Annotated in this window: 9 protein-coding genes; 4 read left to right on the top strand and 5 right to left on the bottom strand. The window is 65.5% G+C overall.

The genetic code is table 11. The features are described from left to right. Positions 1-56: 56 nt before the first annotated feature. Positions 57-1,235 (top strand): cytochrome P450 family protein, encoded by a 1,179-nt coding sequence (locus NF4_RS11050; RefSeq protein ID WP_157120159.1) that lies wholly within the window; start codon positions 57-59, stop codon positions 1,233-1,235. A 58-nt stretch (positions 1,236-1,293) separates the two neighbouring features. Here NF4_RS11050 and NF4_RS11045 read toward each other — a convergent pair whose 3' ends face one another. Next, positions 1,294-3,126, bottom strand: a complete 1,833-nt coding sequence (locus tag NF4_RS11045) for an acyl-CoA dehydrogenase family protein (protein WP_063127174.1) — start codon at positions 3,124-3,126, stop codon at positions 1,294-1,296. Between the two features lie 664 nt (positions 3,127-3,790). Continuing rightward, the gene (locus NF4_RS11040) at positions 3,791-4,168 is read right to left on the bottom strand and encodes a nuclear transport factor 2 family protein (RefSeq protein ID WP_198165293.1); all 378 of its coding nucleotides are present in this window, start codon (positions 4,166-4,168) and stop codon (positions 3,791-3,793) included. 148 nt (positions 4,169-4,316) lie between these two features. On the opposite strand from NF4_RS11040, the gene NF4_RS11035 reads away from it, so the two are divergent. After that, a complete protein-coding gene (locus tag NF4_RS11035; RefSeq protein WP_063127172.1) occupies positions 4,317-5,480 on the top strand; it encodes a PucR family transcriptional regulator in 1,164 nt (387 codons plus the stop codon). A gap of 929 nt (positions 5,481-6,409) precedes the next feature. Here the strand turns inward: NF4_RS11035 and NF4_RS11030 are convergent. Further along, positions 6,410-8,194: an acyl-CoA dehydrogenase family protein gene (locus NF4_RS11030; RefSeq protein WP_063127171.1), complete on the bottom strand. Its 1,785-nt coding sequence runs from the start codon at positions 8,192-8,194 to the stop codon at positions 6,410-6,412. A 1,296-nt stretch (positions 8,195-9,490) separates the two neighbouring features. Between NF4_RS11030 and NF4_RS11025 the strand changes: the two genes are divergently transcribed. Both NF4_RS11025 and NF4_RS36440 read left to right on the top strand, forming a co-directional pair. Further along, positions 9,491-9,835 (top strand): RNHCP domain-containing protein, encoded by a 345-nt coding sequence (locus NF4_RS11025; RefSeq protein ID WP_063127170.1) that lies wholly within the window; start codon positions 9,491-9,493, stop codon positions 9,833-9,835. A 5-nt stretch (positions 9,836-9,840) separates the two neighbouring features. Further along, positions 9,841-10,263: an RNHCP domain-containing protein gene (locus tag NF4_RS36440; RefSeq protein WP_084533032.1), complete on the top strand. Its 423-nt coding sequence runs from the start codon at positions 9,841-9,843 to the stop codon at positions 10,261-10,263. A gap of 177 nt (positions 10,264-10,440) precedes the next feature. On the opposite strand, the gene NF4_RS11020 is transcribed toward NF4_RS36440, so the two are convergent. Both NF4_RS11020 and NF4_RS11015 read right to left on the bottom strand, forming a co-directional pair. Then, entirely contained in the window at positions 10,441-10,992 is a 552-nt protein-coding gene (locus NF4_RS11020; protein ID WP_063127169.1) for a dihydrofolate reductase family protein, read from the bottom strand. Between the two features lie 66 nt (positions 10,993-11,058). Then, positions 11,059-11,631, bottom strand: a complete 573-nt coding sequence (locus NF4_RS11015) for a CGNR zinc finger domain-containing protein (protein ID WP_063127168.1) — start codon at positions 11,629-11,631, stop codon at positions 11,059-11,061. Positions 11,632-11,713 lie beyond the last annotated feature (82 nt).

The raw sequence follows: 11,713 nt of genomic DNA, 5'->3' as shown, positions 1-11,713 counted from the left end.
ACCGGCAATCCCGGCACGCAGCCCCGCAACCGTCACCGTATGACCCACGGTTCCCGATGTGGGAGGAGGCTTTCGCCAACGACCCGCACGAGGCCTATAGGGAAATGCGTCGCGTACACCCTTCCTTGGCGTCGGTGGAAGTGTCGCCGGGGGTACCGGCCACGCTGGTGATCGGCTACCGCATCGCAGTGGATATCGGCAACGATGCCGCTCATTTCCCGGCTGATCCGCGAGTCTGGGAGAGGGACATCCCGGATTCGTGCCCGGTGAAGTCGATGATGCAGTATCGCCCGAATGCTCTTCGTAGCGCAGGCGCAGAACACCGGCGCTACCGCGACGCCAGCGTGTACAGCATCGACAGAATCAACCTGTACAACTTGCACGAAGAGATCGAGACCATCGCTCTCTGGGCAGTCAACGAATTCTGTGAACTCGGATACGCTGACCTGGTCAATCAGTACGCGGTTCCTGTCACCTTTGCCTATCTCAACCGAATGGTCGGTTGCCCCGCGGACATCGGTGATCGCGTCAAGCAGGGTATGGCGCTCATGTTCGAGGGCGATCCGAGCGGCACAGGCAACGCGATGTTCGTCAGCGCGCTGTCGGATCTGGTCATGCTGAAGCAGGAGGAGCCCGGCGACGACGTCACCAGCAGGCTGATTCGCCATGAGGCCGACCTGAGCCCCGAGGAGCTCGTGCATCAGCTGGTCACTATCTACGGTGCGGGGATCGAACCGTTGGCGAACCTGATCGGCAATACCCTGTTGCTGATAATGAGGGACGACCGCTTCCACGGGAACAGCGCGCTGACGACGTCTGACGCGCTCAACGAGCTGCTGTTCAAAGACCCGCCGCTGGCGAACTTCCTCATCACCTATCCGCCGCAGCCGATCCTCGTCGATGGGGTCTGGTTGCCCGCACATCAGCCAGTCGTGACCAGCTTGTCGGCGTGTAATAACGACCCGGCGATCGCCGGCGAATTCACCGACAATCGGTCGCATCTGGCATGGGGCACCGGCCCTCACGCCTGCCCAGCTCAGCAGGTCGCATTCGAGGTCGCGAAGAACGCGATTGATCAGCTGCTCGACAAGCTGCCAGATGTCCGGCTGGCTCGCCCCGCCGATGACCTGGACTACCGGCCGGGGCCCTTCCATCGCTCATTGGCCGAGCTGCCCGTCGTGTTCGAACCCGTCCGGCCTTTCGCCCCTGTCCCTTCACCGGCCGGCCGATTCTGAAAACCAGGTCGGCTTCGGGTTACGCCGAGGGCGTAACCCGAAGCCGACGGTGCGAGGCCTATGAGGTAGTCGGATCGGCGACTTCGGCCAAGGCGCCAGCGTGCTGCGCTACGAAGTCCCCACTGAAGGCTGTGCGCAACAGCTCCGACGGCAGCTCGAACGCACCCACCAGATCCGGCAGATGTACGGCAAGGGAATCGTGAAGCTGTTGACGCAGCTCCACCAGCGGCTTCACCGTCTTCGGCGCCGGTCCGTCCGGGAGCAAATCGGTTCCATGGGCCCCGTACTGGCCGATGGCGAACAGGGTGATTATCTGCGATATCACTTCCTGCGGCTCGGCCGGTAGTTGCCGCGCACGCTCGGCGAGAGCTTCGACGGCCCGGTGCACGGTCCGCGCCTCGGCCGCAGCCAGAGCCAGGTCATAGGTCTTGTCCCACCGCGCCTGCCGAGACCCTCCAGCGCTGGCGTAGGCCTCCACCATCCGGTGCTGCAGGAACCGCGCCCGTGCATCCAGCCAGGCGATCCAGTTCTTCGGGGTGTCGACATCGCACAGCACTTCGTCCCACGATCCGGGGGTCCACTCGCTGACCGAGGTCCTCAGATATCGATACGCGGCCTGCAGCGCAATGACGTAGGAGTCGCCTTCCGCTGTCGCCGCAGCATCACGCAGCGCGCGGTACACCACCACCAGGTTGTGGTCGAACACCCCCTGGGCGCCCATCCGGTCCCGCACTTCGCTGGTGACTTTCAGAGCCGTCGAGGTGGTGAGGTACTTGGTCAGCGACACCAGGTCGGTCAGCTCTGGCGCCTGCTCGTCTGCGCCGGACTCGGCGGCCGCGACGAAGGCGGAGAGTGCGATCTCCACTGCCGTGGTCGCGACATAGGTGTCTGCCACGGCATCGATGAGCCGGTCTCGGTGCGCGGGGACCTCCAAGAGCGGAAGCCGCGGGGCATCGTGGTCCAGGCTGGCGATGTCGCGTTGTTCGGCGTGCTGAAGGGCGATGGACAGCGCGCCCTGAGAGACTGCTGCCGACATCGCGGAGATCGCCAGCCGGCCCACACGCACCCGGCTGATCGCACGCCACACTTGATTGTCCGCGGGGATCGGTTCGACCAGCTGTCCGTTCTCGTCGATACGGGTCCCGGTGTGCGACAGCAGGCAGTCCTTCGGCACCCGCACATGATCGAAACGGGTGATCGAGTTGTCCATGCCCAGGGTCTTGTCGGGCAGACGACGGATCGTGATACCCGGGCGGACCGTTCCGTCTGCGTCCACCAGCCGTACGAGGAAGGGATAATTGCCGCGGCCCTCACCATCGATGACGAGGCGGGCGAATACGATCCCGAATCGCGAAATCCCGGGAACAGGCGGCGGCGCGGTGGTCGGCATGTAGTTCACTGCCGCATCGGTCGGCGTATGGATGACGAATCCGCCGCCATCGGAAGGATCGTAGGTGGCCGTGAGCTCCAAGTTCGGCAGGTCACTGCCATGGCCGGACTCGGTCAGCACGTAGGCGCCCACAGCGCGACCGGCCAGCAGGTCCTCGAGACAGGCTTTGACCTCCTCGCCAGGCGCCTGCTGCTCCAACAGGGTGCCAAGAACGAGATTGACCTGGACGGTCAGCAACGCACCGAGGTGCGGGTCGACGACCGTGGCCCGCTCGTGCAGGGCGACGAGGCGGCGAATATCAGAGATAGTGTCGGTGGCCGAGAGCTGGGGCAACAGCCGCAGGTACCGCTCGTAGGCCCGCTTCCCAGGGGCCTTCGTGGCCTCCCACCAATCCTGGTCGAAGTCGGACCCGCCGAAAACCCTGTTGTAGTCCTGCGCATCGGTGCGCCGATCACCGAACAACAGGGCCGCGAAATCACCCGCGTACCCATGCGAAACCATAACGCCTCCTATCTATTTCCACACCCCGGCAGCTGACCATCGGCCGCCGGGCATAACGGAGGTCGCCGCCGGCCCGAACGCACCCCGGCATGGCCACGACCGCGAACATTTCACGCGGTAGAAGCGAGCTGGAACCACAGTGCGTAGACGCCGAACGACCACCTTCAAGAAGTCAATGCATCACGCACCTTCACATGAGGCTTCGTTCGGCGGCCCGGCCGGCGCGGGTCGACACTCGACCAACCCCATGTGCACTCCAGGGGCCCTGTTCCCCGGAATCCTTCAGAGCGCACACCATGCCTGGAAACCGCACACGCGTCGAATGCTCCCTCTGATCAAAACCGGTCATCGAGGCCATCGGCGCGGGCCCGTAGGGCTCCTGCGCCGGTGCGTCATCCGGCGACAACCCCGTTGCCGCCCAGTTGCCGCTGGCAGACTGATACACGAAACCTATTGTGCCACAAATGGTCCACACCAGGCTTCCTGGACTGGGCAACGCCCCAACGGTCTAGCCTGTGAGCAGTATTTCCCTGGCTGCCCAGCGAATCCGGCCAGCAAGGGAACCACACGGCAGAACGCACTTTCTGTAAGTTCGCCACGCCTGGATCGCAGTGGCCTATGGCTTGGTCACGGTGGGGCGGTGGGCCGTGCAACCAGGTCCCCATCAGACCAGCGCCGCCTGCATGGCGACACCGTCGACGTAAGAATGTTTCTCCTTGACCGCGCCGTCTTCGACCAGAACGTAATCCGCGAGATCGACACAGATGTCCCGGCCGGTGGCCGAGGTACCGGTCAGCTGCCACTGCACCACCCAGAAGTCCGCACCGACCCGCAGCGATACCAAGTGGAAGGTCAGATCCGGGACAAGGGCGAAAGTTCCCGCCGCGGCCTCGCGAATCGCGGCCCGGCCGCGTGCGGGTTCCTGGCCCGAATGCAGGTGGAATACGGAATCGGCGGTGTGGAGTTCGACGATCCGGTCGGGATCGCGGTCGACCCAGCATGCGTGATAACGCTCGAACAGTTCACGAATTACGGTGCTCACGACGGTCTCCGATCGATTCATGGCCGCGGTGACGGCGGCATCGAACGCTCAGTATCGAGGGATCCAGTCCGGGGCAGCCATGGGCGCGGGCCCCCACTTCGACCGACTCCGTTGTGCCTACGCACAGCCCGCGCTACCTTGAGCAATAGTGAGCCAGGACACACAGTTCGAGAAGTCGCGCCTCCTGCGGGATCTCCACGCTGATTCGACGGCGATCACCGAGCTGGTGACCGCACGGATCGAGCACGAAGATATCGACTACGGCACCGCCGCGCTCGGCCACGACGAATTGCTCGCGCTGGTCGCCGACTGTTGCGCGGCGTGGCTGGACGCCCTCGCCGAGCTCCCGTACCCGCTGGAGCCCGCTCGCCGAGCCGGGCGGCTCAAGGCCGAACGCGGTATTCCGCTGGAAAGCCTGCTGCACGCCTTCCGCGTCGCGGGATTGATGTTCTGGGAGATCATCGTCGACTCCGCGGGGGACGACGACCGGGCGGCACTTCCCCGGCTGTCCACGCTGATATGGGCGACCGTCGACACCTACTCGGTCGCGGCCTCCGAAGCCTACCGGCGAGTGGCCGCCGGCGGGACCGCACAACCGAGCCAGGGCATGTTGCGCGCGCTGCTCGACCCCGGGCTGCCACCCGGGCAGCGCACTGAACTCGGCCGCCGGATGCATCTGCCCACCCGAGCCACCTCGGTGGTTCTGGTAGGCGATATTCGCCTCGACGCGACCGGTGTCACCACCGCGTCGACCGTGCTCGACGGCGATTCGGTCACCCTGGTGGTCGCCGCCGCACCGGCCACGCTCGATCGCGCGCTGCGGACAGTGCGGGCACGGGCCGGTGCGAGCCGGCCCTTCACCGATCTCGCCGACGCGCCCGCCGCACTGGACCAGGCACGATTCGCGCTCCGCTGCGCGAACCCGGCCGAGACGGGGATCCACACCTACGCTTCGGCACCGGAACGTGCGCTGATCGCCGCGAACCCCGATCTGGCCGCAGACGTCTTCGCCGACCTGCTCGCCGCATTCGATGGACTTGATCCCGCGGTCGCCGGGCTGCTCGTGGACACCGCGCTGGCCTGGTACGAATTCGGCGGCTCCACCACCGCAGTCGGACAGCACCTGCACCTGCATCGCAATACGGTCCTGCACCGTCTCAAGCGGATAGAGCGACTCACCGGCAAATCCTTCGCGTCTCCCGTCGATACCGCGCTGCTCTACCTGGCGCTGCACACCCGGTTACTCGGTACTCCCCGTGACCGGCAACATCCGGAACCGGAACCACCCGGAGGTGCACACCACGTCGGTTGATCCCGGCGGCGGGCCCACCGGGCTCATTCTGAGCGACGATGCGCACCACCTCTCGAATGAATCAGGGTCCGTGCGCCCGAAGACCTCGTGCCAGCCCGGGTGGGCGGTCGCTGGCTCGGTGGCCGACGCCTGTGGAGGTGCGTCTACAGATCCTTTCCGCTGGCTCAGGTACCAACGCGCCGCGGATATTTCGGCTTCTGCTTCGGTGATCATGGCGGTCCCTGCTGCCGAGCCCTGAGATGCCAAGTCGGGCGAAGCCGCAAGTCGATGCAATGCGCTGATTTCGGGATCTGGCATGTTCACGGCCTCTGCACTGGAGTGGTGTGTCCGATCTTTCGTAAACTCCGATAGACCGCGACCAGCGGCCGATCGAGCCGGCGCCCGCCGTCGGGCATCCCGAGAGCGGCTCTCCAGCTGGATAATCTCACCCCCGCGGGTGCTCTCGCAGAAATTGATCCTCGAGCCTTCCGACCCAGAGCTGCGGTCGTACTCCAATCCAAGAACTGGCCATCGAGCCACTGTCTCGCCGGATGGACCAGCTCCAGGGGCGGCCTCCTCAGGGCGCTGGCGTGCGAAGAGGTCGACGAAGGGCGCACCGGCGGCCACGAATGCGCCGGCCCTCCGCACCTCGAATCTCCCATCGGCGGGCATTACGCGGGCGCCCGCACAGACAGCGACAACGAATCCACGGCCCGGACCCGCTCGACCAAGAACGGTCCGATCCCACGGCCACCCGCCTCCCCGGCAGCCTCTACACAGGAGTGCAGATAAGGAACCCGCGCAGCCGGGCCCCCAGCGTTCGCCGACGAATACCCCCGCGTCGGCGAACGCTGGGGCGTCAATCGGGTAGCGCAGGCCACACCCCCGGTAGGTGCGATCGCCATGATCCCGCCGAGCGGCAGCCCCTTGACAGGTCTGTCCTGCCAGGATCAGCGCCGGAGCCGATCATCACGGCAGCGGACCTCCCACGCCGCGGCCAGATCATCGGCCAGCACTGGTGCACCGAGAACCTCATCGTCGAACTCGAAAGCAGCCAGCAGAGCAGGCAGATGACCGGCGAGTTCGTCGATGGCCTCGTAGAGCAGTCCGCCGCGAAGCTGCTGCTTCACCGCCTTCACCGCATCCAGATCGAGTAGGCCGTGGGTGAGGTACCACGACGCGTGCCGGTGGATCTGGTCCAGGGCGAAAACGTCCCGGACCGCCGCTATCTCGGGATGCCCGGCATGTTCCTCCAGTGCCAGCAGGGCTTGTTCGGCGGAGTATGCCTCAGCGAGTTCAAGAGCGTCCGGAATCACCTCGAGCCGGGCTTCCAGTGTGGGGATACCCAGGTGTGGCTGTGCTTCCTGTGCGATCGTCAGTGTCCGGGCACTGAGCAGGCGGGCCCGGTCCGCCGGATCGGCAGGATCGTGGGGGACGGGCTCGGGCGGCGGTGTGCCCGCCAGCTGTTTGGCCAGTACCCGACCTGCGACCGACCCCATGACGGAGACATCGCCCTCACCGGTCATCGCGGCGTGACAGACACCGAGGTAGCCGGCGACCCGATTGGCGCTGAACATCCCCTGGGCAGCCATTTTCACGCGGCAGTCGGTGACCGTCTGCAATGCGTGCCGCTGGATGAAGTCCTTGGCCAGCATCACCGCCACCACAGGCTCGCGAGCGGTGAGATCCGCACCCACGAGCGAGGTCTTCACCGCGTTGCCGTAGAGGGTGCGGGCGACGGTGCCGGCCAGGTCGGTGAGCAGCGTGTCACGCACGTGGGGGATGTCGAGCATGGTCGGCTTGTCGGTGGGTGTCATCGGAACGACTCGCCTGCTCGCATAGTTCAGGGCTATGTAGAGCGAGGCCCGGGCCTCGGCGTTCAAGCACGAGGACAGCGCCAGACGTCCAACGGTCAGCTGACTACTCGCCGAAGCGAACGCGCGCTTGCGGCTCGCCTCGTCGCGCCAGGTCAGTACGCCGTCGTCGTCGATGGTGGCGAGGTCGTTGCTCAACCAGGCATCGCGGTCGAGCCGCAGGTTGTCGAAGCTGATCACCGAGTTATCCATGATCACCAGCGGCTGATGACCGAGCTGGGTGATCGTCACACCGGCAGCCGGGGCGCCGTCGGCATCACGCAGACGTGCGGTGAACAGGTGGACGCCCTGATCGACACCCGCCGAGTCGACGAGCCGGGCACCGACGACGCAGACCCGGGACACCGGAATCCCGACGCTGGGCATGAATTTGCGGGCTTTCGGATCCGGGGTATTGAGCACGAACCCGTCGCCGTCCCAGGTCGCGGTGGTCCGCATGAACTGGATATTGGAGCCGCACTCGTACTCGGTCAGCAGAATGACGCCGACAGCGGTGGCATCGTCGAGATCCAGCAGATACGGTGCGGCCGAATCGGAGTCGGTGAGCGTGGCCAAGCTCCCCGTGGCCAGGTTGTAATGGCCGGAGATCAATGGAATCAGGTCCGTCGCCAGCACCGCGCATTGATCGAACACCGCGAACAGCTTGGGGAGGTCGGTCGCGACAGCACGGGCGCCGATCTGCCGGACGAGGTCGCCCAACTGATCGTAGGCGTTGAGACGCCGCTGCTCCTGGCTCTGCTGCTCCGTGACCGCGTAGTCCGGGTTGCTCAGGATCTTCTGCAGCTGCTGATGGAACTCCGGACTGCCGTGCCGAATGACCTCGGCCAGCGAAGCCTGCTCCACGTACGCGTCGGTAGCCATAACCGCCTCCTACTAGATTCCGTCCCAACAGTCACTCGTCGCCGCTGGGCATACTGGGCCATCGCCTCCGAACCTCGACGCAAACGAACCGGGCGGCCACCGCACTGTCACGCGGACGCCGCCGGGACCGGAGCCGAGGAGACGGACGGATCACTTGTCAAGAGATCAACTCAAACCCGCCTTCACCGTGGAGCTTCGTGCCGCGGACCAGCCGAGGCGGCCGCGCACCGCAGCCCGCTATGAGCGCGCGCGAAATCCGGTCGCCTGGCGAATCGCGGTGAGGGAGAAGGGAGTCCGACGGCCGCAACCGGACCATCCGGGGTGGCTGGTGGGGTGGGAAGTCGGTTCGGGCCGGCCAGCTCGTGGTCTGGGCGTGTCGCCGAGCCGATGTTGCGGTCGCTTCGAATTGTGGCATTATCGTTGCCACGCAGTTGCTATTGATCGACCGAGGCACGAAAAGTATTGTCTCACAATCGGTCTACGCGCTCATAGGGAACAATCACAACAATTGGTCTAGGCCGATGACCTGGCATTCCATGGATAATCAGCTGACCAGGCCGTACTCCGCCATGACAAGGCATCTCACCTGGCTGTAAATTCGCTAGAAATATTAGCCGACCAAACGGTCGGTATTGTTTGTGAATTCCAGTGAACGCGGCATACGGTCGATCCGCTTGCTCGACCCCGGTCGGTCAAGGGCAGGTGAGCCGCGTCGATATCGAAACTTCCACGCCTGGCCGCGTCGGTCACGGACTACGCCGGTACTCCTCCCGGAATCACGACCCTGGTGACCGGCCCCGCGCCCGAGTCCGGGCGAACTCACCCTGGAGGTCGGACCCTCGGAATCGATGACGAGGGTCGGTGTGAGTGCTCATGCGAACTTCGATTCGACCGTGAATCGGCCGGCGGAGGCACGCGTTCTGCCTCCTCGGCCGCTGAGGCCCCCACCGAGGCAAAACTGCCGCACCGAAGCGTGCCCGCGTCGCACCGTCCGGGAGAGTTCAGCCGTGTGTGGCGGCATGCCGGCGTCCGGAGGGGAGTAATTCGATTGCGCGTCGTCGCCGGCGCTGCCTATCGTGACGCAGATCCGGCCCGGTGCCGGCAACTCCGAACTCGAAGGTGGTGGACCATGTCAAATGCGCCCCGGACGGCCGCCGAGCTCCCGCGCGATCCCGCGAACCGCTCGGATCGGTGATCCGTAACCGACATCGGATTTCCTGTCCGGTGTGAGTCTTCCGCGGGGTCGATCGGGCTCGGCAGTATGCCGACCCATCGATCTCACAGAGGAGAACTCCCGTGTCCCACAGTGGCACGCCGAATCCACATCTATCCACCTTCACCTGCATCCGTTGCGGACTCGTGGTGTCCGCGGCCGGACCGGATGCCCAGCCGCGCTCACACTGTCCCAACTGCCTGGCCGGCACACACGGCCGGTGCCGTGCGCGCACGCATCCGATCGCGGTGGCCATACTGCGGGACGGCGACTGGATGCTGATCCAACGCTGCACCGGCTGCGATCACCTCGAAGCAGCCCCGGTGGCCGCGGACGACAACCAACTCCTGTTGATCCGTATCGCGGTGAAACCGTTGGCGCAACCGCCTTTCCCGCTCGAACATCTCGCACAACTCCGAGTGAGGTGAGCGCGATGTCACGCAGAAACGCCGGCCGTGGTCATCCGCAGCGGGCCAAGCCGGTCCACCGGGACGGGCCCGCGCGACGCGGGACATCGTTCCGTTGTCTCGGCTGCCGTTCGGAGGTATCGATGCAGGCACCGGGAACGGCGCACCGGAATCACTGCCCGACGTGCCTGGCCAGCAGGCACGTCGACCGGAAGATCCCGGGCGACCGCGCGGCGGCGTGTGGAGGACGCATGGATGCCATATCCATCTCGGTGCGCGGCACCGGTGAGTGGGTGATCATCCATCGGTGCTCCGCGTGTGGCGCGATGGGTGCCAACCGCTCGGCAGGCGACGACAACCCTCTCGCGCTCGTCCGCATCGCTGTGCGTCCGATCTCGTACCTCGATCGAGTACGCCGGGTAGCTGCCCAGGATACTGCGGCCGGATGATGTGAGCGAAGACCTCCGGGGACGATACGGGTTGGGAGATCACACCCATATCGGTCCGCGGAGGTCTTTGCGCGTCACCGTAACCCCGTTTCGCCGGGGCATTCACCGAGCTCGCCGTCGCCGGTCGCACCGCTGGGGTGACGGTCGCCCGACGGGGCCGCAGCGGTTGAACGGAGCTCACTCGGCGAGGTAGCGGAGCATCACCACCGTGTCGAAGTGCCTCGTCTCGGCCAATCGGAGCTGGAGGCGCTCGGCCAGCGAGGGGAACATAGGTGTGCCGCCACCGAGCACCACCGGCAACAGGAACAGCTGGTACTCGTCGATGAGCCCGTGCGGCATCAGCGAGGCCGCGAGGCTCGCGCCACCGACCTCCATGACGCCGTCACCGCCGGCCTTCAGTCTGCGAACTTCCTCGACCGCGTTCTCGCCGACCAGAGTGCTGTTCCAGTGCACCTCGGTAAGCGTCCGGGAGAAGACAACCTTCGGCTTCTCCGTCCAGAGCGCGGCGAACTCACGCTCGATGCGCGGCGCGTCCTCGGGCACGTGCGGCCAGTACTCGGCCATCAGCTCGTACAGCCGGCGGCCGTGCAGCGACACCTCGACGCCGCGGAAGCGGTCGTTGTGGAACTGGTGCAGCTCGTCGTCCGGGTCGGTCCAGTCGATGTTGCCGGCGCGGTCGTTGATGTAGCCGTCCAGAGACACGCTGAACCCGTAGATCAGTCTCCTCATAACCGGGTAGACCCGCCAGGCGCTCGAAACTCATCGAGAACGAGGCTTTCCGTGGTCATCGGGAGCTCAGAATGAGCCGGCGCTTTTGCGCTGGTTGGCGTTGAAGCGCGCCTTCTTCTGGCGATTCCCGCACGTGTTCATGTCACACCATCTGCGGGTGCGACTCTGGCTGGTATCGAAGAAGGCGGCTCGGCAGGTCGGCGACGCGCACAGGGCCAGTTTTCCGTCTCGTTCGCCTGCGATGATGCTGATCGCGTCGGCGGCGATCACGCCCAGGGCATCTTCTACACCGGAAGCCGAGCCGAGCTGCCATCGACGATTGCCCTCGGGCGTCAGGACGGCCGCGGCCCGACCCCGAATACTGCACTCATTGATGGTTCGGACAGCAGAGGCGGGGAGCGGGTCCTGGGTCGCGGCCGCGGTCGCGGCGGCGTGAATTGATTCCCTCAGGTCCCGAGCGAGTTCGAGCTGGGTGGTGGTGCAGGACTCCACGGCCAGGCCGTTCACTGCCAGCCAGTCGACGAGTCGCTGCGGCGTGGGAATGCGCTCCACGGCGTCGCCACGACGCTCCGTCAGAGTCGCCGTGAAGCTGGTCGCCAGCACGCTACCGAGGCGAAAGTCAGGAAATCCAGCAGGCATGGAACCACCTTAGCTGGTTGCATGCCGGCACGAATGCATGTTAGAACCGTCTTAGCCGGTTCCTCGACGACCAGGAGGTCTC

The organism is Nocardia fusca NBRC 14340 (assembly GCF_001618425.1).
Classification (GTDB): domain Bacteria; phylum Actinomycetota; class Actinomycetes; order Mycobacteriales; family Mycobacteriaceae; genus Nocardia; species Nocardia fusca.
The sequence above is the reverse complement of the archived record's forward strand: the minus strand, read 5'-3'. Positions and strand labels throughout refer to the sequence as shown.